We start from the raw sequence: 21,534 nt of genomic DNA, 5'->3' as shown, positions 1-21,534 counted from the left end.
GCTAGTTTGCACGCTCGTCCCCAGTTCGCCCCCTCGCCGCTTTGAGCTGGGAAGATTATGATGGCTCGACATTAGGCCATGTCACGACGCCGCGGCACGGCGACGGCCGCGCGGCCTCGAGATTACTGGCACAGGGTCTGTCGCTTCGCCGAGATGTTGAAGATGTAGCACCGGACGGCGCGGCAGCTTTACCACCAACTCTAGCTTGCCCCCGACGGCTTCGACATAGCTGCGCAATGTCGAAAGATACATGTCTGCCTGCTTCTCGATTTTCGACACGGACGGCTGTTTGATGTTCAGCGCTTCAGCGATTTCGAGTTGCGCTTTTCCAGCGATCTGCCGCAGCTCCCGCAGGCCTTCAACCTCTTGCTTGAGTCCCTGGTAACGTCCCTCCACCCCCGCCTGGCGCTCAGGCGGAAGCTCGGCGAGCATGTCGTTCAGGCTCCGGACCATCTCACATCTTCCTCTTTCCAGCCTTCAGGCTTTCCACATGAGCGGAGAACCGGGAATCGGCCTTGGCGATAAGCTGACGATAAAAGCGCTTCTGACTTCCACCGGATTTGTCGCCCGCCACCAGCAAGATCGCCCGCCGCTCCGGATCGAAAGCGAACGCAGCGCGCCATTCACCATCTGCTCCCTCGAACCGCAACTCCTTCATGTTGGCGTGCTTTGACCCTTTGAGCGTATCGGCATGCGGCCGGCCGAGTTGGGGACCGTAGTCGGCCAACAGCTTGGCAACAGCAAGCAAGCCATCCTGGACAGACGCCTCGAACACCCTGAACTCCGGAACAAACTCATCGTGGAAAGCAACGTCCCACGCCATCTATATAGCTTTCAAGCTATGTCGGGTCAAGAGAATGTCGCGTCCCAAGGTCAGGCCGCCTTCTTGGGAGAGGCGGCGGCCTTGGCCGATTCCCCCTTGTCCAGCAGCGACGCGATTTCCTCGCATGTGCGAGCCGTGGCCAACTTCAGCGCCTCGTCGATGTGGATGTAGTCCTGGGTCACGCTCTGGGAGCCGTGACCGAGCAAGGCCCGAATGGTCAGCTCCGAGAAGCCCAGGTCTCCCGCGACGCTCGCGAACGTGTGCCGCAACGTGTGGGGCGTGACGCCTTCAATGCCGACCGACGCGCACAGCCGTTCCAGGCAAGCCTTGGCGGCGGTGTAGTGCCCCTCGCCGACCTCGGACGGGAAGACATAGGGGGAATTCACGCGCACCGGCTGCCGTGCGATCAGCTTCACGGCAGAGGGGCCAATTGCCCTGACCTGGGCGTCGCCCTTGGTGTCGGGAAAGCCCACATAGCCTTCCGCGGCGGAGACCCATTCACGTTCGAGGTTTTGCCCCTCGGAAATCCGAAACCCGGTCAGAAGCAGCAGTTGCACGATGGCGAGCGCGATGGAGCTTTCGGTTTCCCTGAGCGCCGCATGACGCATCGCCTGGCCGAGCTTCACGATCTCGGGAACGCTCAAACGCCGGTTCTTCTTCTTCCCGGCCAGTTTCCGAGCGCCCTTGCTCGGATGAGCTTCGATGCGATCGAGGCGTGTTGCGTGCCCGAGGATGCTTTGCAACGTCGACACGGTGCGCGCGGCGACGCCAGGCCCCCCGGTGGTCGCGCCGCCTCGACCCTCGCCGCGTGGCTTGGCCGTTTTCCCCCCGACGATGTCTGACTGCATGCGCTCGATGTCGGCGATCTTGAGAGTGTGGACCAGCGCTTTGCCCAAGAGCGGCTTGATGTGGGTTTCGATCCGACTCTTGTCCATCGCGAGCGTCGAGGCTTTGATCGGCCGGTTCCGGCGCCCGAGAATGCGGCCGGCCTTGGCTTCCTCGAGATACCAATCGCACAGCGCCGCCACGGTCGTTTTCCTCCGTGTGTCGGGCTTCTTCGCCGGATCATTACCCTTGGCCAGTTCGCCGAATTTCACCTTGGCGAGATCGCGTGCGTTCTCAACCGTGATCGCGCCGAAGCGCCCGAGCTTGATCCGGCGGGTCCGGGCGTCGGCATCTCGGTACTGAAGGATGAAGGTCTTCAGGCCAGAGTGAATGACCCGGATCCCGAAGCCCTTCAATTCGCCATCCCAAAGGAAGCTCTGTTCGCCCTGCTTGCCCGGCGGCGTCAGGCCTTCGACGGCCGTCTTGGTCAACCTCCCGCTCATGACGCCTTCCTCTTTGCGATCCGATCTGCTTACATTATCAGGCCTGCCAAAAAATGTAAGCACTATGTAAGCAGTTCGGCGCAAACGGAGGGCGGATCGGTCGGAGGTGAGCGTAGCGATGTTTCCTTAAATTATTGTTTTATAGCGATGTAGAGAGGCGGAGAGTGGTGGGGCGAAGGGCAATCTGGACCTTGCCAAGGTTGGGGTCGTGGGTTCGAATCCCATCGCCCGCTCCAAATTTTCTCAAGAAAATCAGATGTTTAATGGGCGCCCTTCGGGGCGTTTCCATCGTAACGGGCCTTCAGGATCTTGTGCAGGGTCACTGTCTCGTAGAATGCCGGCCCAGGAAAAGCCCTGCTGTCAGCGCCCACGGTTCGCTGGAGCTTGGCGCAGCATCGCCCAGGACGAGATACCGCCAATCTTCGTGGTCGGCCCGCAAGGCGACACCTCCGAGCTCGTGAACTATCGCGTGCGCGGCAATTACATGATCGTCGACCGCCTGTTTGCCGCGGCTGAGTTGCGCTTCGGCGCCGACAAGGATCAGAAGCGCGTGAGGATCTCCCGAACCGACGGGAGGCAGGTCCTATGAGCGGCATCGATTCCGGGAAGGAGAAAGGGCTGGGGTCGGCTGGCGATGACGGCGCCCGGCCGCTGACGGGGGAGGCTGTGGCGGCCATGCGGCTGCGGCCCGAGCCGCCGCAGGTGACCCGCCTGTCCCGCAAGGTTCTGGCCGGGCTGGGGCTGGTTGCTGGCCTCGGGATCGGCGGTGCGCTGATCTACGCCCTTCAGGCGCGGAAAGACCACGGACCCGGCCAGGAGCTGTACGCCACGGACGTCAAGGCGACGCCGGATGGGCTCGCTGGCTTGCCGAAGGATTACACTGGCATCCCCAAGCTCGGGCCGCCTCTGCCCGGCGACCTCGGTCGGCCCATCCTCCATGCGCAGACGGCAGCGCAACCGTCGATCCCGACGATGGGAGGCATGGCCAATCCCGCCCTCAGCCCCGAGGAGCAGCGCCAGCAGCAGGAGACCGAGGCGGCGCGGACAGGACGGCTGTTCGCCCAGACCAACACGCGGCCGGCAAGCCCTGTCGTGGCGCAACAGGCGGGCGCAGCGTCGGTTACAACGGCGGCACCTGTCCCCGATCTCGCATCCCTTGGCTTCGCCCCGCCGGCGGCGACACCGACGGCCCAGGAGCGCCAGCTCGCCTTCCTCAACCAGGCGGTGGATCGGCGCACCGTGTCGCCCGACCGCGTGATGGCTCCGGCCTCGGCCAATATCCTGCAGACAGGCGCGGTCATCCCTGCAGCGCTGATCACCGGCATCCGATCCGACCTGCCGGGTCAGATCACCGCCCAGGTGACCGAGAATGTCCATGACAGCCCGACCGGCCGGATCCTCCTGATCCCTCAGGGCACCCGCATCATCGGCCAGTACGACAATGGCGTCGGCTTCGGGCAGCGCCGGGTGCTCCTGGTCTGGAACCGCCTTATCTTCCCCAATGGCCGCTCTATCGTGCTGGAGCGCCAGCCTGGAGCCGACGCCGAGGGCTACGCCGGCCTTGAAGATGGCGTCGACTATCACTGGGGCGAGCTGTTCAGGGCGGCCGTGCTCTCCACCATCTTGAGCGTCGGGGTGAGCGCAGGCACGTCAGGCAGCGACAGCGACCTCGCCAGCGCCCTGCGCCAAGGCGCATCCGACAGCATCAGCCAGACCGGACGCCAGATCGTCCAGCGTCAGCTCAACATCGCGCCGACCTTGACCATCCGGCCGGGTTTCCCGGTGCGGGTCATCGTCACGCGCGATCTCGTTCTCGAACCTTACGGAGGATGACATGCCGAAGCTGAAACTCAGTGAGATCCTCGACGACAAGCCCGTGAAGGTGACCGTGGAGCTACCGGCGAAGCTGCATCGTGACCTTGTCGCTTACGCCCAGGTCCTGGGTGGCGAGATGGGTAACCCCATCGCAGATCCCATCCGGCTAATCGTTCCGATGCTCGAACGCTTCATGGCGACTGATCGCGGATTTGCGAAGGCCCGGCGGCGCAACGACGGATAGGAGGGACGCATCCCTAGGCGGACGATGCTTCCGAACGGCTCAACGTCCGAGCCAGACTGAGAAGAGTCCGAGCGGCAGGATTGTCGTTTTTTGGAGAGGAGATAGCAAAGAAGGGGAGGATCTCTCCCGCGATCGGTCGGTAGATCACACCTGGAATTGAAATGGTGGTCTCCGACGCCAGCATGGGCGCGACGCCTCGACGTGACGCCACAAAACCCAATAAACGATATCGCCCAATATTCTGAGCTAGGAACCGAGGCCTGAATCCGATCTCACTCAATCGGAGGCTGAGATACTCGCGGACCTCGTCGCCGGGGCCGCCGGGGCGCACCAAAAAAACTTCGTGCGCGAGATCTCTCCAATTTAGTTCACTCTTGGCGCCCAACGGATGCCCATCCCAAATCGCTGCGAACACCTGCTCCCGCCATAGCTTGTGCGCGTCATAAGGATGGGCCTGCCGGTTCCCGATCGTAAGCGCCAAGTCGAGCTGCGATTTGTTTATCGATAGCAGGTGATGTGCCGCCGATCCCTCATGGAACGAGACCTCAACATTCGGATACTTGTCGTCGTAGGCAGCGAACAGCCGCGAAACGAATCCGGAGGCGATGGAGGTGAATAGTCCCACGCTCAGATGGCCCGTCTCCGAGCGGCCGATGGCTCCCACCTCCCTTGCGCCTTCATCCAACTGGCTTAATGCCGATCTCGCTCGGGCGAAAAAGCGCTGCCCAGCCAACGTAAGAATAACCCCGCCGGAATGCCGAATGAACAGGGATGTACCGATCTGATCTTCCAGGTCCCGGACACGCCGGCTAATGGCCGACTCCTGGATATTCAGACTGTTCGCTGCCCTACGAAAGCTCCCAAACTCTGCAGCGGCGATAAACGACAAAATTTGTTGCAGATTAAATCCGATTTCAAACTGCGCTTTCATTTATCAACTTCGCCCCTCATTTTGGCGACGTTGCGGCCCTTCCCAACGGACGATGAGGATTCGTCATGGATGTCATTGCTTATTGCTCCTGTCGGGAGCCGGTTCCGGTCTTGGAATAGACGGAGCAAAGCCGGCCTTGTAGATCATCACCGTGCGCGTAAATGCGATGACGATAAGACCGGTTTGCGTGTGGCCGACCGTATCGATGTCCATGATTCCGACGCGCTCGTTGGATCTCGACTCCCTCAACGACTTAACGGTCGATTGGCTGTAGATCGTGTCGCCCTCATACGCGCTAGCCGGTAGCCTGACATCCGACCAGCCGAGATTGGTCATGACGTTGGGGGTCAGGTCGGCGACCGACTGCCCGGTTACCAGCGCGAGGGTGAAGGTGCTGTTGAACGGCACGCGCTCGTGCCCGGCCGCGCGCGCGTAATCATGATTGAGATGCAGGGGCGCCGGGTTCTGTGTAAGCGAGGTGAAAAGAATGTTGTCATAAGTGGTCAGCGTCCGCGCGTTGCGGTGCTTGCATGTGTCTCCGACTGAAAAATCTCCGAAGAAGCGATCACGCCAAGGTTTATCGTTCGCATTCACTCGCTATGCTCCTGAAATAGGGCTGCCGATGCTTCGGCCGCCACAGGCAACAAAAGTCTGGCCGGTGATGTAGCCGCTGCCCCGAGATGCCAGAAACAGGATCAGCGACGTAATGTCGTCCACCGTTCCGGCTCGGCCGACGGGGATGGAACGAAGCACCCGTTCCATGATGTGTGGCGGCAGGGAACGCGCCATCGGTGTATCAATGAAGCCGGGCGCAATGCAGTTCACGGTGATCCCATACTGCGCCAGGGCGAGCGCGCGCGAACGCGAGAACCCCACCACACCGCCTTTCGCGCTGCTGTATCCCGCCGATCCGAAGTTCCCGAGCCACGCCCGAGAGGACAGCGAGATGATCCGGCCGAATCCGGCGTCCCGCATGGTGGGCGTGACCGCATCTGCCAGCCGCATCGGCGCAATCAGGTTTATGTCGATCAACTTGCGAAAAAGTTCAACTGGCATCTTTTCGACGCGCGCATCTTCAAGGAAACCGCTGCAGTTAATCAGTAAGTCTATGCCGCCGAAGGCATCACGCGCGTGATCACACAGCTTCTCGGCCAAATCCGCGTCGAGCATGTCACCAGGCAGGCCCACCATACGGCCGGGAAGTCCGGCGGCATCCTTTTCCAGCAGGCGAAGCTGCTCGACATTCCGATCCGTCAAAACCAGGTTGATGCCGGCTTTTGCGAGACTGAGACTGACGGCGCGGCCGATACCGCCTGCGGCACCGGTGATGATGCAGGAATGGGGAAGATCGCTCACGGATGTAATCTCCCCACGTCGCTGGCACCGGCTGCAAAAATCTCCTGGCCGCTCACGCCGCGGGATGCGGGATGCGCGAGTGCTCCGATCTGGAGGGCAACAGCGTCGGCGTTGCGCTCCACTGAGTCGAACATGATGGTGTTGATGGTATTGCGCCCCTTACGACACTCAAGCGCGACTGTACGGCTGAGGCTCAGCATTGCGCCGGCGAGTGCCGATCCGGCCGGGTTCGAGGGATCGCCCATCGCGGCCTCGCTTGACAGGAGGACGACGATCCTCCCGTCCATGTCTGATCCCCAAGCGGCAAGGGCCGTCTTGATCAGCGCGAAACTTCGGCACAGCGTGTCGGCGACTGCCGTGGATCCGGTGCCCTCCGGGACAGGCGGCGCGAGGACCATGCAATCGAACAGGCCCCCGATCATCAGCACGCGTGCGGCTTCGGCCTCGTCGTCGGAGTTCTTGCCAAAGCCCTCGACCGTGACGACCTCGTGGTCGGCCCCACGGAGCAGAGCCGTCAGCGCGAGCGTGTCTGAACCGTTGTGGACCAGTATGAAACGCTGTCCGTTCATGCCGACATGACCACAACGCTGACCGAGCCGCCATCCGTGCCGCTAACGGTGCCGCCCTTGCAATAGGCCAGACCAAGCTTTGCATCCTCGACTTGGCGCCCTCCTGCCTGCCCGGTGAGTTGCCAGTAAAGCTCGCAGACCTGTGCCATTCCTGTCGCGCCGACTGGATGGCCGCGGGAGAGCAGACCGCCGCTGGGATTGACCGGAAGCGTGCCTCCGATTGATGTCTTGCCAGCTTCGGTCCACGCGGCGCCTTGCCCCGTTGGAATCAAATCGAGGCCTTCCATCCGGACAATTTCGGCGATGGTGAAACAATCGTGCATTTCGACCAAATCGAGGTCGTCGGGCGCGATTGACGCCATCTCGTAGGCCAGTCGCCCTGCGCGTCGAGAAATGTCCTCCTCGTTAATGTCGCCGGTCCCGCTGCGGAGCTTTCCGCTCACCAGTGACACTGTCCGGACCTGCGGCCGCGTACCGTTGATGCCAAGCCGTTCCAGCCCACGCTTGCTACACACGACAGCCGCTGCCGCGCCGTCGCTGATCGGACTGCAATCCAAAAGTCCGAGCGGGTCCGCGATGGGCCGCGCGTTCAACACGTCCTGCAAGCTGACCGCATGCTGATACTGGGCATAAGGGTTGTGTCGAGAATGGGCGTGGTTCTTGACGGCAACGCTGGCGATCTGCTCTCGCGTCGCGCCGTGGTCGTGCATATAGCGCTGGGCGCTGAGCGCATGGCCGGCCGTCATCACGTAGCCTTGCATGGCGTCCAAATCATTCGGGTCAGGCGCCACGCCGCCTTTTACGCGGTCAGTCATCTTCTCGACTCCGATGACCAGGGTGACGTCGTACAGACCGGCCTTGATCGCAGTCCAAGCCTCCCGCAGCGCGGTTGCTCCGCTCGCGCAGTAGTTTTCGTGATTGCTGACCGGAAGGCCGCCGAGCCCGATCTCTGTCGCGATCCGCTGGCCTGCAACCGGACCACCGAAGACGTGGCCGACAAACACAGCTTCAATTTGCCGACGATTGGCACCGGCGTCGCGTAGCGCATTGCGGGCTGCCTCAGTTGCTAGTCGCTCCAGCGTGATTTGTGGCCCGTACTTGCCGAACCGCACCATGCCGACACCTGCAACGAAGATCTCACTCATTCGGAACCTCCTGATCGATGTCGGACGGGATGAAGACGTAGCCAATCAGATCGAGGTCGTCCTGACGCCCGACAGTCTGAATGCGCAGGTGCAGCGGCATGCCGATCTGCAGTGTCGCGGGATCGGCCTCGACCTGCGCCATAACCCGCACGTCGTCATCGAGATCGACATAGCCGAGATTGTAAGGGGTGCGCCGTCCGGGGGGCGCCTGACGTACCGTGGTAAAGCTGTAGAGACGGCCTGTGGGCGCAAGCGCGACATCCGGCGTCACCTGCTCAGATCCGCACTCGGGACAGAACTCGCGCGCCGGGAACGTATGGACGCCGCAATCTCGGCACGCTGAACCAATCAGCCGCGGCGGGTCCGTCTTGAATAATCCGCTACGGATTGCACATGTTCCTGGACGGTCGATTTGTTCGCTCATCGAGCCCGCTCCTTGTTAACGGTCGCGAGGGCACCGCTGAGTCCGTCTCCGTCGGCCGGTCCGGAGGCAACTGACAGCCCGGGCGTTTCTGTCCTGCGCCGCTCGTGACGCCCGAACAGGAGCATGGCTAGCACGCAGACGAGTACGGGGATGGACAGCACACTGAAAACCGCGTCGGCCTTCCAACCCCAGCCCAGCAGTAGGCCACCGGCGATCGCGCTCAGCGTGGCTCCAGCGCGACCGAAGCCGGTCATCCACGACACGCCGGTCGCCCTCGCCGTGGTCGGATAGAAAGCGGCCGCCAGAGCATTCATCCCAACGGCACTGCCGTTCAGGCAGAAGCCGATCAGGGCCGCCGCGACGCACAACATCACGAAGTTCGTCTCGATCTGAGTGACGCCGATCATCATCACCGCGCCGGCTAGAAGCGCAGTGCCGATCACCAGGGTTTTGGAGTTGCGATCCATCAACCAGCCGATCGCCAAGACACCCGCCGGCCCGCCGACCTGGAACATTGCAGCGGCAATCGCCGAGTCGGACACGGTGTAACCGCCACCGTCCTTGATCAGCGTCGGCAACCAGCTGCTCAGCAAGTAGACCGCAAACAGGACGAAGAAGTACGACAGCCAGAGCATGATGCTCCCGAAACGGTAGCGGGGCAGCAACAGTGTCCGGACCGGGCCTGCCGCCTCTTTTTCAGACGCAGACAATGTCAGCATGGTCGTCTCCGTGAGATAAATCCCGAGGCGCTGAACCAATCGCCGGGCACGCGCCTGATCGCAGCTCCGGGCAAGGAGAAAGCTGACCGATTCGGGCAACCAGATCGTCGAGGCCAGCGCAACCAGCAACGGAAAGACGCCCCCGAACACCAGCACTCCACGCCAGCCAAAAGCGGGAATGATCCAAGCTGCAACAAGGCCACCGCAGGCCGCCCCGACGGTAAAACCACATGTTGCAACATTGACTAGAAAGGATTGTGCCCGCCGCGGCACGTATTCCGCGACCAACGTAATCGTATTGGGGAGCGCGGCACCCAGGCCGAGGCCTGCGATGAAGCGCAATAGAATGAGCGTCGTAGCATCAGTGGCAAAAGCTGCAGCGGCCGTCCCCCCGCCGAACCACACCAAGCTCGACAAGACCACGACCTTCCGACCGAACCGGTCGGCCAGCGGGCCGGAAATAGCCGCGCCAAACACCTGGGCGAGCAGAGCGGCGCTGAACAGCACCCCGAGCATCTGCGGACTTACGCCCCACTCCACCCTAAGTTGCGGAGCGATAAACCCCATAATCACCACGTCCAACCCGTCGGCCATGATAATTAAAAAACCCAGTATGACGACGAGGGCCTGAAATGATCCTATTTTTTGCTTGTCGATCGCCTCGTTGATATTCATGTTTCCTCCTTGTGATCTTTTCTTTTTTTGCCGATTATTCGGTCATTCTGTGGGGTCGAGAAGCAGGCGGCCGAGCACCTGGCCGCGCTCAACCCGCGAATGCGCTTGGGTTGCCTCTTCGAGAGGAAGCACCTCTTGGATCACGGGAGTGACTCGCTTCTGCTCGATCAATCGGAGGGATGTCCGCAATTGCTCGCGCGTCGTGCTCGTGGCACTCAGCATCGAGATCCCCCGCAGAAAAAGCTGGGCCGGGTTGAACGGCACAAACTGACCAGTGACCTGGCCAATCAGAACCCAACGGCCGCCCAGAGCCATACTCCGACGAATGCCATCGAAGACAGGCGTACCCACGTTGTCGATGGCAACGTCGACGCCTTCTCCATTGGTTGCGTCCCGCACCGCTCGGGAAAAATCCTCACCGCGGCCGGACACCACTACGACATCCGCCCCGGCGGCCCGCACTTGATCCGCCTTGGTCGGAGAGGAGGTCAGAGCGATCACCTCCGCGCCAGCCAAGCGTGCAAGTTGCACCGCGTGCATGCCCAGGCCGCCCCCCGCACCCGTGACCAGCACCCTTTCGCCCGGCCGGACTTTGCCAACGTCATTGATTGCGTTCAGGATCGTACCGACAGTGCACGCCGCTATGGCTGCCTGATCGTCCGTCACACCATCCGGCACGACAGCCACGTTGTCCTCGGACAAAGAGACATATTCAGCGTAGCCACCAACCATTTCGACGTCGCCCAGGAAACGGGCGCTGGGGCACAACGTCTCGCGGCCGGAGCGGCAAAACCGGCATTGGCCGCAGACGAAGGCACGCTGAACTGTTGCGACGCGATCGCCATATTTGAGAGTGGTGACATCCGCACCAACCGCCACCACCTCACCGGCGATCTCGTGACCCAGGATACACGGCATTTGAACGCCGCGGCGGAGTGTGCCATCGCGGACGGCGACGTCGTGCATACACACGCCGCATCGGTTGATCTTGATCACCACGTCTCTTCGGCCCGGCGATGGGTCGGAAACGACTTCGCAGCGAAGGGCTTCGGGTCCGCCCGGCTCTCGAACGACCATTGCCCTCATGTGGATGAGACGTCCGCGCGCGCCAATTGGAATTGATTCATGATGGTCCTCCTCAGGCCGCAAAGCTGTTCAGCTGAAGTCCAGCAACAGGCGCATCCCATGCGAAGACGGCCCCGTCGGCAGGACCCGGTGATACTTCGTGCGGTTGCATCGATGTTATGAATAAGGTCTGCCAGTCGGTGCCGCCGAAAGTCACGCTGGTGGGACTTGCCGCGACCGTCCGGACGGCGCGTTCTAGCTTGCCAGCCGGATCGAAGCGCATGACTTGGCCCGCCTGTGGCGCGGCAACCCAAAGGAATCCCTCGGCATCCACGGCACAGCCGTCCGGCAGGCCCATCTCAGAGGAAAACTCGACCAATGTCCGGCGGTTTTCTACTACGCCCGCCTCGAGGTCGAAGTCGTAAGCGTAGATGACAGGAGGCCGCGAGTCACATTGATACATCGTTTTGTTATCGGGGCTCCACGCGATCCCATTCGAGAGACCGAAACCGGAGGCCATTCTGCGAACCGTCAGGTCGCATTCGACCCGATAAAGCGCTCCCACCGTGTCATGCAGGCGCCTGTCCATCGTGCCGACCCAAAATCGGCCGTACGCATCGCAGGCACCGTCGTTAAATCGTTCCCGGCTGCCGTCCCAATCCGCAGGCAACGCGAGCCGCGTCTCGTTTCCGGCAGGATCCCGTAACGCGAGCCCGCGGCGATAGGCCATGAGCAGCCCGCCGTGGCGCCGCAGTGCGAAGCTGCCAGGGATTTCGGCGAGGCTGAGCGTCTCAGGCTGTCCACCATCGAACTCGCAGGACAGGAACCGACGGCCGGTTACGTCGATGCGCAAAAGACGGCGGGAATGCGCATCCCAGGTCGGGCATTCTCCCAGTTCGTCCGCCCGGGCTTCGACACGGCGCATACTACTGTTTCCTCTCCACGTGCGGCGGCTGGCCCGCCTACGTCATTCTTGATTGTCAGCAACAAATACCCCTTCGGCTAAGCGTCAGCTCCGTACGAGATCGTATACGACTTAGGCCTGAAAGGTATTGGTCCGCGGGTATGGCGTCCTTTAGCCATTGGCCTAAGCAAAATAACCATAGGGCTGGAAACGCGTGTCACGAGGGTCGTTGCGCAGTCGTGTCGCGGTCGTTGGCATCGGAACGACCGCGTTTGGCGCGTTGTCGGGCTATACCGCGACCGATCTGGGGCTCTGGGCCTTGCGAGAGGCATTGGCGGACTGCAATCTCCCGGCGGCTGCAATCGATGGCCTCATCGTCACGCGCATAGCCGACAATGCCGGCTTTGCTGAAGCCGCCGGCTTGGCGCCGGACTTCTCCCTTGTCATGCCGCCGACCGGCCGGATGGCCGGGATTGCAATCGAAACCGCGTGCCTCGCCATCGCGTCAGGCCGTGCGCGCCGCGTCGCGCTCGTATACGGCAATAACGGAAAATCGGCAGGCATGATCTATGGTGGCCGAGGAATGCCGCCGGGGCCGTATGGAAATGACCCGCTCTGGGCTGCCTCCGGGATGACCTCACCGGGCGCATTGCACGCGCTGATGTTCAGCCGCTACATGGCGGAGTTCGGCGCGAGCCGTGCGCATCTGGCTGAAATTTCTGTCGCATTCCGAGCCCATGCGGCTCGCAATCCGGGCGCGGTCATGCGCACTCCGATGACAGCCGAGGATCACGCGGCAGCCCGGCCGATCGTGGCTCCCCTCCATTTGCTTGATTACTGCCTGATCAACGATGGCGGGGTCGCGATCATCTTGAGTGACGCGACCTTGGTCGAACCCGAAGGCCCTCCCCCTGTATTCGTGCGCGGTTGTGCCCACGCGTCGGACTTTCGCCACACGAGCTTTCCGTCCGAGGACTATTGGCGCGGCGCCATGGGTCGCGCGGGCGAGTCAGCATTTGGCGAGGCCGGGGTAAAACCCACGGATATGTCTGGGCTGATGATCTACGATAACTTTACGCCGGTGGTGCTGTTTGCCCTCGAAGGGTTCGGCTACTGCGCGCCCGGCACCGCGTGGAGAAGCGTCCAGGATGGCAGGCTGCGCCTCGGCGGAAAATGGCCGACCAACACCTCCGGAGGCCACCTGTCCGAAAGCTATATGCAGGGCTGGGCCCTCAACGTGGAGGCCGTGCGCCAGCTGCGTGGGCAGGCCACTGGCCGGCAGATCGCCAATGCGGAGCTGATCCATGTGATGACGGCTGCGCCGCAATGCTCGAGCATAATCTATGGTGCAGAGCCATGAGCGAAGCCTTCCTCGACGGCTTCTGGGCGGGAACTGCGGCTGGCGAGCTGCGCCTGCCCTTCTGCCGAAAGTGCGAGCACCGTTGGCTTCCCGCCGTTGCCATCTGCCCGCGCTGCCATTCACCCGAGGTGGAATGGCGCGCCTCGAGCGGGCGCGGGGTCGTCGAGGCGGCTTGCCAGTTTCACCGCGAATACTTTGCTGACCTCGACTTGCCGCTGCCCTACACGGTGATCCTTGTGCGGCTTGCGGAAGGCCCAATGTTCTACGCCAACCCCGCCGACCTCGCTTCAATTCCCGCCATCGGGACGATGGTCCGCGCGACCTTCGTGAAGACGAGCCCCGGCCGGGTCGTAGCCCGATTTGAAGAAGGAGAAGTGAAATGACTCCCACATCGGCATCCCATGTCGCTGGACCGCCCGCCGGCGACATTGTCCGCAGGAGCGCGACATTGGCGGATCTGATCGACGAGCTGGCCAGAGCTCGCCCCGATCGCGCCGCCGTGACCGATGTGAACGGCACCCTGACATTCAGCCAGCTCCGGGCTGCAGCAATTCGTCTGGCCAAGGCGCTCCGTGCGGCAGGTATACGCCCGGGCGACTCGGTCGGGATCCTCATGGGCAACCGTGCCGAATGGATCGTGAGCTGTTTTGCCGCTCAATACCTCGGCGCAACAATCGTAGCCGTCAACACCTGGTACACGCGTCGCGAGCTTGGCTACGTCCTGTCCCATGCTGATGTGCGCTTGCTCATCATGGCACGTACGTTCCTGCGAAGTGACTACGTCGCAATGCTCAATTCCTTGCGTCCCTGGAATACATCACTCCCCTCCCTGCAGCGCGTCGTCGTTCTTGAGGGGACCGCCGACGGCATGGTCGGATGGGACGAGTTCCTGGCGAGTGGCGATACCTTGTGTGATGGCGAGGTCGCCGCGATGCATGCAGCGGTAAGGTCCGATGATATCGCCCTCCTTCTCTACACGTCAGGTTCGACCGCGTTGCCGAAGGGCGTGCGTCTCGCCCATTGGGGGCTGCTAAAGAATTGCTGCGATATCGGCGAGCGCCAACATCTGACCGAAAATGACGTACTTTTGCTTCCGATTTCGTTGTTTTGGGGATTCGGTTGCTCCAACGCAATGATGGCCGCATTGACCCACGCGACCCACATCGTTCTATTGGAGCACTTCGATGCCGAGGCGGCGGTGTCCTTAATCGAGCGGTTTCGATGCACAGCGATATATGGCACCGCGAACATCATGCAATCGCTTCTGGACCTGCCCCGGCTGAGCGAGCGCAACATCACCACGCTCAGAACTGGTTTAACCTTTGGATCCGCTACACTCATGCGCGAGGTTATCGATAGGTTGGCGCCCGACATCTGCCATATCTTTGGATTCACAGAGGGATATGGCAATTCTACCGTTACCGACGTGGACGATCCTATCGGCAAACGCTTAACCAGCACAGGCCGCGTGTTGCCCGGCAGCGAGCTTCGCATCGTCGACCCTGCGACAGAGCAGACGCTTCCGAGCGGTCAGGAGGGAGAAATCCGCGTACGCGGCTGCATCATGGCCGGCTACCACAAAGACCCGACCGCGACGGCAAATGCGTTCGACAGAGACGGCTTTTTCCGGACTGGCGATCTTGGCGCGCTAGACGAGGACGGATATCTGCATTTTCGCGGTCGCCTGAAGGAGATGATCAAGACCGGCGGCATGAATGTATCGCCCGCAGAGGTGGAGGAGATCCTTCGCGCTCATCCCTGCGTCCGCGAAGCCTTCGTCACAGGTCTTCCAGACCCGACTCGGGAGGAAGTTGTGGGCGCCCTCATCGTGCTCGTCGATGGCGTGTCGTTTTCTGCGGACGACTTGACCGCACATTGTCGCGCGTCACTGTCCGCATTCAAGGTTCCCAGACGTTTTCAGTCCGTGTCGATGGACATGCTGCCCCTAACGACGACGCTTAAGATCCATCGCGCGCGCCTCGCCGAGTTGTTCGAATGAGCGCGGATGGTCTACTGACCTTTATCTTGCGCGAGCGCATAGAGCGCCACCGGCCCGAAGCGGGTCGACTTGGTCAGCTCAGGGAGCAGCTCAAGTGCCATCTCCCGAAACGACGAGATCGCCCGATCCTCGGCGACCGAGGACCGCGCCGTGATACTGATTGTGCGTCGGATAACAGTTTCAATCTCGGCAGAGCGCAGCTCGCAGAAGGCGTAATGCGGGCGGAAGACACTGGCTGGCATTACTGCATAACCCAAGCCAGCTCGAACCAACTCAAAGATCATCAGCGCGCCGTTGGCTTCGATCACGGGCTGGAACTTCAGGGATCGACGCTCAAAAGCTGCCTCCACAAGATAACGTATGGCATGGCGCGCGCTCGCGGCGATCAGCGGCAGTTCGGCGATCTCGGCCAAGGTCACCGGCGTCCTCCTGTCGGGCTGGATGGCAGGAGCGCCCGTCCAGCCGAACAAGCTGAATGTTTCAACCCAGAGCGGAGTAGCACTCAGCTCGGCAATTGGCGTGCTGGGGATGTCGACAATCGCGACGTCAATCACGCCGGAAAGCAGTTTTTCGATCACGTCACCGCTGAAACCCTCAACGAGTTCCAGTATTACGTTTGGATAACGTGCTCTGTAGTTTCTCACCAGGTCAGGCAGAAGGACGAACGACACGGGCGCCTGCACCGCCACGCGGAGTCTTCCCCTAACTTGACTTGCCATCGTCGCGAACGATCGACGGATGCCGTCCACATCCTCCTCAAGTCGCAGCGTGCGCTCCAGCAACACCTTTCCCGCGTCCGTAGGCGATACGCCGCGGGCGCTCCGCCGAAGCAGCGGCAATCCCAGTTCATGCTCGAGCGCGCGGACCTGCCGGCTCAGCGAAGGCTGGGCAACCATCAACTTGACGGCTGCTTTCGAGAAGCTGCCGCACTCCACTACGGTTCGAAAATACCGCAACTCCCGCAGCTCCATCCCGCTTCCTCCGAAATTCTCTTTCGCGTTTAGTAGCAGATTTCGGGGAGACTAAAGAAGCAAAATGAAAGCGTGTCCTCCATGATTTACGAACTGAGAACGTACAAGCTGAAGCTTGGTCGCCTGTCAGACTATCTCGCTATTTTCGAAGCAAAAGGCTTCCCCGTACTGAGCCGGTATGCGGAGCCGATCGGTTTTTGGTTTAGCGGACCGACCGAGACCGGGGAACTCGATCAGGTCAATCATATCTGGGGTTACGAGAGCGTGGAAGCGCGTATCAGCCAGCGCGCGGCGCTCTACCAGGATCCAGCCTGGATCCGTGACCTCGTACCGGCCGTTACAGACACCTTCGCCAGGCTGCACGGCCAGCTTTTTGTTCTCATGCCGGAGGCTGAGGCGACGCTCAAGCGGGCAATGTCCTCGCCGCGCGATGGCGGTCCAGTTGTGGCCAGCTTCTTACCGTCAGGACTTCCAAGCGGTCATAACCCGAGCATTGGCTATTGGCAGGCGATCACCGGCACTGTCGGACGCGGATTTGCCTTGGACCATTTGGCAGATGCGCAGCTGGACGCCTCGGCCACATTTGCGGGGACGGATCGGCAAATATGGCGGCCAACACGTTTCTCGCGGATCAAGTGAATCCGGTACTCCTCCGAGCCGGGAAACACCCATGCGGCGGCGATCTGTGCGCGCCCCCTAAATCTCGACGCATTGTTGTTGGAGTAAATCATGCTGAACATCGCTCAAGGTTACATGGAATTACGTGAGGCCGTTCGAGCCCTTTGCGTAAATTTCCCTGCTGAGTACCACCGCAAAGTGGATGAAGAACGCGCCTACCCGGGCGCGTTCGTTGACGCGCTGACGAAAGCCGGCTGGCTCGCTGCGCTCATTCCCGAGGAATACGGCGGCTCCGGACTAGGTTTGACCGAGGCCTCCATCGTCATGGAGGAGATCAACCGCGCTGGCGGAAACTCCGGCAGTTGCCATGGCCAGATGTACAATATGGGCACTTTGCTCAGGCATGGTTCGCGGGAGCAAAAGCAGCAATACCTCCCTCGTATCGCCTCCGGCGAACTGCGCTTGCAGTCCATGGCTGTTACCGAGCCAACGACGGGCACGGATACCACCAAGATTAAGACCACAGCTGTCCGGAAGGGAGACCGATATATCATAAATGGACAAAAGGTCTGGATCTCGCGCGTTCAGCATTCGGATTTAATGATTCTGCTCGCGCGCACGACGCCCCTCGCCGAGGTCAAGCGAAAATCAGAGGGCATGTCAATCTTCCTTGTGGATCTGCACGAAGCCATAGGCCATGGAATGACAGCAAGGCCCATTCCGAACATGGTCAACCACGAAACGAACGAGCTGTTCTTCGATAATCTTGAGATACCGGCAGAGAATCTGATCGGCGAGGAAGGGTTTGGGTTTAAGTATATTCTCGATGGCCTGAATGCCGAACGCACCCTGATTGCAGCCGAATGCATCGGCGATGGCTACTGGTTCATAGACAAGGTTGTGCCCTACGCCAAGGAGCGGATGGTGTTCGGGCGGCCCATCGGCCAAAATCAGGGCGTGCAGTTCCCAATCGCGCAAGCGTATATCGATATTGAGGCGGCAAACATCATGCGCTTCGACGCCTGTCGCCGGTTCGATGCGGGCGAGTCCTGCGGCGCGCAAGTTAACATGGCGAAATACCTAGCGGCCGAGGCATCCTGGAAGGCGGCGAATGCGTGTCTTCAATTCCATGGTGGATTTGGGTTCGCTGCCGAATACGATGTTGAGCGCAAATTTCGCGAGACGCGGCTTTATCAAGTGGCGCCGATCAGCACCAATCTCATTCTGAGCTTTATCGCCGAGCATGTGCTCGGCATGCCGAGGTCATATTGATGACCGCGCCCGGCCAGCCCGTGATCGATATGGCCCGCCTCAAATCCTGGATCGGCCGCGAGGACACCGGTGCCGAGGTCATCAGCGAGGATCTCGCGCGCAAATACCACGCCATGTTCGATGCGCCCGGCACGCCGCCGGCCCATGGCGAGCCCGTGCCGCGCCTGATCCACTTCTGCCTGGCCCAGCCGGCCGTGCCGACGGCGGAACTCGGGCCGGACGGCCATCCCACACGCGGCGGCTTCCTGCCGCCGGTGCCGCTGCCGCGGCGCATGTGGGCAGGCGGCGCGCTCACCTTCCACGGCGACCTGAAGGTGGGCGACGGCGTGAAGCGGGTCTCGCGCATCGCCGACGTGGCGTTGAAAGATGGCCGGACCGGGCCGCTCTGCTTCGTCACGGTAGAGCACCGTGTCGAGGCAAACGGCGTGCTGGCGATCGAGGAGCGGCAGGACGTCGTCTATCGCGGCGCCGACATCCCGGCCAGCTCCGGCAACGCGCCGTCGCCGGCTGAGACGGGCGACCACGTCAAGCCGATGACTGCCGGCACGCCCCTGCTGTTCCGGTATTCGGCGCTGACCTTCAACGCCCATCGGATCCATTACGACCGGCCCTACGCGACCGAGGTCGAAGGCTATCCGGCTCTCGTCGTCCAGGGCCCTATGCAGGCGGCTCTGCTCTGTACTTATGCCGCCGAACTCCGCGGGGCGCCCCCTGCGCGCTTCAGCTTCCGCGGCCTCTCCCCTCTGTTCGACACCGACACCTTCGCGCTACACGCGACAGCCGACGCAGACGGGCTGAAGCTGTGGACCGCGCGCGAAGGGGGGCCAGTCTCCATGGCTGCGGAGGCCTCGTGGTGACCGCGCCGGCGCTTGATTTTGTGGTCTCGCTGTTCGTGCCGGCCGATCGTCCGGAGCGGTTCGAGAAGGCCGCCGCAGCCGGTGCCGATGCAGTCATCCTCGACCTCGAGGATGCGGTGGCGGCCGACGCCAAGGACGCGGCGCGCGCAGCTCTGCGCTCCGGTTTCGCATCGGTTCCGGTCCTCGTGCGCGTGAACGGGCTCGGAACTCCCTGGCATGCCGCCGACGTGGCGGCGCTTGCCGGGCACGGCATTTCCGGCGTCATGGTGCCGAAGGTGGAGGCGAGCGAGGCGTTCACATCGCTGTGCAGAGCCTCGCCCGTTCCCGTGGTCGCTCTGGTGGAAAGCGCGCGGGGCCTCGCTGACGCTCGCCACCTCGCCACCTCGCCACCTCGCCACCTCGCCACCTCGCCACCTCGCCGAAACGGCGTATGTCGCCCGCATCGCCTTCGGTAGCATCGACTTCTGCGCCGACATCGGGCTGCGCGCATATCCGCGAGGCGCTGCTCGCGGCCCGCAGCGAACTCGTGCTCGCTTCCCGCCTTGCCGGTCTCGCCGCGCCGGTGGATGGCGTGACGACGAGCATCGATGATGCCAGCGCGATCTCGGCCGATGCCCGTCACGCGCGCGATCTGGGCTTCGGTGGCAAGCTCGCCATCCACCCCCGCCAGATTGTGCCGATCCGCGCCGGCTTCGCACCGGACGACGCCGAGGTCGCCTGGGCGCGGAAAGTTCTCGCCAGCCAGGACGGTGCGGCAGCCATCGACAGGGCGATGGTCGACGCGCCTGTCCGGATCCGCGCCCGGGCCATCCTCGGCCGGCTTAGGAGATCGCCTTCCCCATCTCCAGATTCATACACAATCTCGTCGGCGTGAAGGGCTCCAAGACCATCGTCGTTGTCAGCAAGGACGAGGAAGCCCCCAGAGACGATGTCGCGGTGTGGAGAGCATCGCGTCGTTGTACTCTTCGGCAGCGACGACAAAGCGCGGGCCTTCACGCGGCATAGGGCTTGGGCTTTCCGCACCGTTTCACGATTCCACCAGCGGCCTTCCTTCGTCAGTCCATTGGACTGCTTGTGATTGCGTGTTCCGCGCCGACGAGGGCTGGCAACTTTCTGTTTGCCAGTGAAGCCGGTTGGCAAGGACGGCAAGGCAGAACCGGAAGTGACCGGCCCTGCCTCCCGGGTGAACCAGGCCAATGCGGCCGCCAGCGTTCAGCCCGTGCGCAGCGGCTTCATCAACGCCATGCAGGTCTATCCCTTCGTCGAGGGCGCCCTCTATCAAGTCTATGCCGCGCCCGGACAGGTCACGGACATCGCCCTGCAGCCCGGCGAACAACTGGTGGGCACGGGGCTCGTGGCTGCCGGCGACACGGTACGCTGGATCATCGGCGACACCGAGAGCGGCGCGGGAACGGCCAAGCAGGTCCACATCCTGGTGAAGCCCACGCGACCGGACCTCACCAGAAATCTCGTCATCAACACCAATCTGCGCACCTATCACATGGAACTGCGCTCCACCGAGAAGACCTACATGGCCTCGGTTTCCTGGCAGTATCCCCAGGACCAGCTTATCGCCCTGAGGCGCCAGAATGCCGAGACACAGGCGGTGCAGCCCGTCGCCACCGGCATCGACCTGACCAAAGTGAACTTCCGCTACGAGGTGACGGGCGACCGGGCGCCCTGGCGGCCCCTGCGCGCCTTCGACGACGGCCAGCAGGTGTTCATCGAGTTTCCTCGCGGCATCGCCCGGGGCGAGATGCCGCCAATCTTCGTGGTCGGCCCGCAAGGCGACACTTCCGAACTCGTGAACTATCGCGTGCGCGGCAGCTACATGATCGTCGACCGCCTCTGCCGGAGCACGGGCTATCCGCAGAGCGTCCGGGTGGATCAGGGATCCGAGTTCGTCAGTCGGGATCTTGACCTGTGGGCGTATAAGAAAGGCGTGGTGCTGGACTTCTCGCGGTCTGGCAAGCCGACGGACAACGGCTTCATCGAGTCCTTCAACGGCAAGTTCCGGGCGGAATGCCTGAATACGCACTGGTGCAAGAGCCTTCACGACGCGTAGGCGAAAATGGAGGCTTGGCGTAGAGACTACAACGAGGTTCGGCCGCACAGCTCGATCGGCAACAAGCCGCCGATCCCGCTCATGAATGGCTCTCCGGCATCCCCGCCGGAATGAGCCCTAACCCCGGAATTTTCCAGCTCCGAATGGCCTAGAAATGGGGAGCGCTTCAAGTTGGGCCAGAGCTAACTTCAAACCGGATTAGGTCGTAGGGGCGACGTCACTGGCGCAGAGTTCATGCTGATCGACGGCATGGGACACCACCTGCCGGCCGCGCTGCATCGCACGGTCACGGATGCCATCGACCGCGTGGCGAGAAGGGCACCGCCGAACACCCGGTGACACCACGCGAAGCGCGCAAATGCTGGCGCGAGAGCGCGCCGGCCTGCGATATTAT

Annotated in this window: 21 protein-coding genes and 3 pseudogenes; 11 read left to right on the top strand and 13 right to left on the bottom strand. The window is 62.1% G+C overall.

Annotated features, from left to right (window positions below):
• Positions 1–81 precede the first annotated feature (81 nt).
• The 3 genes from V5F77_RS22265 to V5F77_RS22255 are packed head-to-tail and all read right to left on the bottom strand — an operon-like array spanning position 82 to position 2,139.
• Positions 82–453, bottom strand: a complete 372-nt coding sequence (locus V5F77_RS22265) for an XRE family transcriptional regulator (RefSeq protein WP_429007540.1) — start codon at positions 451–453, stop codon at positions 82–84.
• A 1-nt stretch (position 454) separates the two neighbouring features.
• A complete protein-coding gene (locus V5F77_RS22260) occupies positions 455–823 on the bottom strand; it encodes a type II toxin-antitoxin system RelE/ParE family toxin (protein ID WP_429007539.1) in 369 nt (122 codons plus the stop codon).
• Positions 824–873: 50 nt separating this feature from the next.
• Positions 874–2,139, bottom strand: coding sequence for a tyrosine-type recombinase/integrase (locus V5F77_RS22255; protein WP_429007538.1), 1,266 nt, complete (start codon positions 2,137–2,139; stop codon positions 874–876).
• 400 nt (positions 2,140–2,539) lie between these two features.
• On the opposite strand from V5F77_RS22255, the pseudogene V5F77_RS22250 reads away from it, so the two are divergent.
• The 3 genes and pseudogenes from V5F77_RS22250 to V5F77_RS22240 all read left to right on the top strand — a co-directional run.
• A pseudogene (locus tag V5F77_RS22250) lies at positions 2,540–2,740 on the top strand (TrbG/VirB9 family P-type conjugative transfer protein); the annotation flags it as partial.
• Positions 2,737–3,984 (top strand): TrbI/VirB10 family protein, encoded by a 1,248-nt coding sequence (locus V5F77_RS22245; RefSeq protein WP_429007537.1) that lies wholly within the window; start codon positions 2,737–2,739, stop codon positions 3,982–3,984. The pseudogene V5F77_RS22250 and the gene V5F77_RS22245, both read left to right, overlap by 4 nt.
• Before the next feature lies 1 nt (position 3,985).
• Positions 3,986–4,210, top strand: a complete 225-nt coding sequence (locus V5F77_RS22240; RefSeq protein WP_429007536.1) for a DUF2274 domain-containing protein — start codon at positions 3,986–3,988, stop codon at positions 4,208–4,210.
• 13 nt (positions 4,211–4,223) lie between these two features.
• Here V5F77_RS22240 and V5F77_RS22235 read toward each other — a convergent pair whose 3' ends face one another.
• The 9 genes from V5F77_RS22235 to V5F77_RS22195 all read right to left on the bottom strand — a co-directional run bounded on the left by V5F77_RS22235 (position 4,224) and on the right by V5F77_RS22195 (position 12,019).
• Positions 4,224–5,141, bottom strand: a complete 918-nt coding sequence (locus V5F77_RS22235) for a LysR family transcriptional regulator (protein ID WP_429007535.1) — start codon at positions 5,139–5,141, stop codon at positions 4,224–4,226.
• Positions 5,142–5,213: 72 nt separating this feature from the next.
• Positions 5,214–5,735 carry a MaoC family dehydratase gene (locus V5F77_RS22230; protein ID WP_429007534.1) on the bottom strand — a complete coding sequence of 174 codons (522 nt, stop codon included), beginning with the start codon at positions 5,733–5,735 and terminating at the stop codon, positions 5,214–5,216.
• A 3-nt stretch (positions 5,736–5,738) separates the two neighbouring features.
• Positions 5,739–6,497 (bottom strand): SDR family NAD(P)-dependent oxidoreductase, encoded by a 759-nt coding sequence (locus tag V5F77_RS22225; protein ID WP_429007533.1) that lies wholly within the window; start codon positions 6,495–6,497, stop codon positions 5,739–5,741.
• Positions 6,494–7,066, bottom strand: a complete 573-nt coding sequence (locus V5F77_RS22220; protein WP_429007532.1) for a hypothetical protein — start codon at positions 7,064–7,066, stop codon at positions 6,494–6,496. The genes V5F77_RS22225 and V5F77_RS22220 overlap by 4 nt, the downstream gene beginning before the upstream one ends.
• Complete coding sequence (locus V5F77_RS22215) at positions 7,063–8,211, bottom strand: thiolase family protein (protein WP_429007531.1); 1,149 nt, start codon at positions 8,209–8,211, stop codon at positions 7,063–7,065. Before V5F77_RS22215 ends, V5F77_RS22220 begins: the two co-directional genes overlap by 4 nt.
• Positions 8,204–8,635: a Zn-ribbon domain-containing OB-fold protein gene (locus V5F77_RS22210; RefSeq protein WP_429007530.1), complete on the bottom strand. Its 432-nt coding sequence runs from the start codon at positions 8,633–8,635 to the stop codon at positions 8,204–8,206. The genes V5F77_RS22215 and V5F77_RS22210 overlap by 8 nt, the downstream gene beginning before the upstream one ends.
• Positions 8,632–10,029: an MFS transporter gene (locus V5F77_RS22205; protein ID WP_429007529.1), complete on the bottom strand. Its 1,398-nt coding sequence runs from the start codon at positions 10,027–10,029 to the stop codon at positions 8,632–8,634. The genes V5F77_RS22210 and V5F77_RS22205 overlap by 4 nt, the downstream gene beginning before the upstream one ends.
• Before the next feature lie 42 nt (positions 10,030–10,071).
• Positions 10,072–11,025 carry an alcohol dehydrogenase catalytic domain-containing protein gene (locus tag V5F77_RS22200; protein ID WP_429007528.1) on the bottom strand — a complete coding sequence of 318 codons (954 nt, stop codon included), beginning with the start codon at positions 11,023–11,025 and terminating at the stop codon, positions 10,072–10,074.
• A gap of 142 nt (positions 11,026–11,167) precedes the next feature.
• Entirely contained in the window at positions 11,168–12,019 is an 852-nt protein-coding gene (locus V5F77_RS22195) for an SMP-30/gluconolactonase/LRE family protein (protein ID WP_429007527.1), read from the bottom strand.
• 208 nt (positions 12,020–12,227) lie between these two features.
• Between V5F77_RS22195 and V5F77_RS22190 the strand changes: the two genes are divergently transcribed.
• The 3 genes from V5F77_RS22190 (at position 12,228) to V5F77_RS22180 (ending at position 15,357) form a co-directional block, all read left to right on the top strand.
• The gene (locus tag V5F77_RS22190) at positions 12,228–13,358 is read left to right on the top strand and encodes a thiolase family protein (protein WP_429007526.1); all 1,131 of its coding nucleotides are present in this window, start codon (positions 12,228–12,230) and stop codon (positions 13,356–13,358) included.
• Positions 13,355–13,741, top strand: a complete 387-nt coding sequence (locus tag V5F77_RS22185; RefSeq protein WP_429007525.1) for a Zn-ribbon domain-containing OB-fold protein — start codon at positions 13,355–13,357, stop codon at positions 13,739–13,741. The genes V5F77_RS22190 and V5F77_RS22185 overlap by 4 nt, the downstream gene beginning before the upstream one ends.
• A gap of 65 nt (positions 13,742–13,806) precedes the next feature.
• A complete protein-coding gene (locus V5F77_RS22180; RefSeq protein WP_429007524.1) occupies positions 13,807–15,357 on the top strand; it encodes a class I adenylate-forming enzyme family protein in 1,551 nt (516 codons plus the stop codon).
• An 11-nt stretch (positions 15,358–15,368) separates the two neighbouring features.
• Here V5F77_RS22180 and V5F77_RS22175 read toward each other — a convergent pair whose 3' ends face one another.
• Positions 15,369–16,328, bottom strand: a complete 960-nt coding sequence (locus V5F77_RS22175; protein WP_429007523.1) for a LysR family transcriptional regulator — start codon at positions 16,326–16,328, stop codon at positions 15,369–15,371.
• Positions 16,329–16,409: 81 nt separating this feature from the next.
• On the opposite strand from V5F77_RS22175, the gene V5F77_RS22170 reads away from it, so the two are divergent.
• The 5 genes and pseudogenes from V5F77_RS22170 (at position 16,410) to trbG (ending at position 21,254) form a co-directional block, all read left to right on the top strand.
• A complete protein-coding gene (locus V5F77_RS22170) occupies positions 16,410–16,967 on the top strand; it encodes an NIPSNAP family protein (protein ID WP_429007522.1) in 558 nt (185 codons plus the stop codon).
• Positions 16,968–17,057: 90 nt separating this feature from the next.
• Positions 17,058–18,218 (top strand): acyl-CoA dehydrogenase family protein, encoded by a 1,161-nt coding sequence (locus tag V5F77_RS22165; protein WP_429007521.1) that lies wholly within the window; start codon positions 17,058–17,060, stop codon positions 18,216–18,218.
• A complete protein-coding gene (locus tag V5F77_RS22160; RefSeq protein WP_429007520.1) occupies positions 18,218–19,075 on the top strand; it encodes an FAS1-like dehydratase domain-containing protein in 858 nt (285 codons plus the stop codon). Before V5F77_RS22165 ends, V5F77_RS22160 begins: the two co-directional genes overlap by 1 nt.
• Positions 19,076–19,095: 20 nt before the next feature.
• Positions 19,096–19,949: pseudogene (locus V5F77_RS22155) on the top strand (HpcH/HpaI aldolase/citrate lyase family protein).
• Between the two features lie 243 nt (positions 19,950–20,192).
• Positions 20,193–21,254 (top strand): annotated as a pseudogene (trbG, locus tag V5F77_RS22150) (P-type conjugative transfer protein TrbG).
• The last annotated feature ends 280 nt before the right edge of the window (positions 21,255–21,534 follow it).

Source organism: Roseixanthobacter psychrophilus, from assembly GCF_043195195.1.
Lineage (GTDB): Bacteria > Pseudomonadota > Alphaproteobacteria > Rhizobiales > Xanthobacteraceae > NCEH01.
This window is presented reverse-complemented; position numbering and strand designations above follow the sequence as displayed.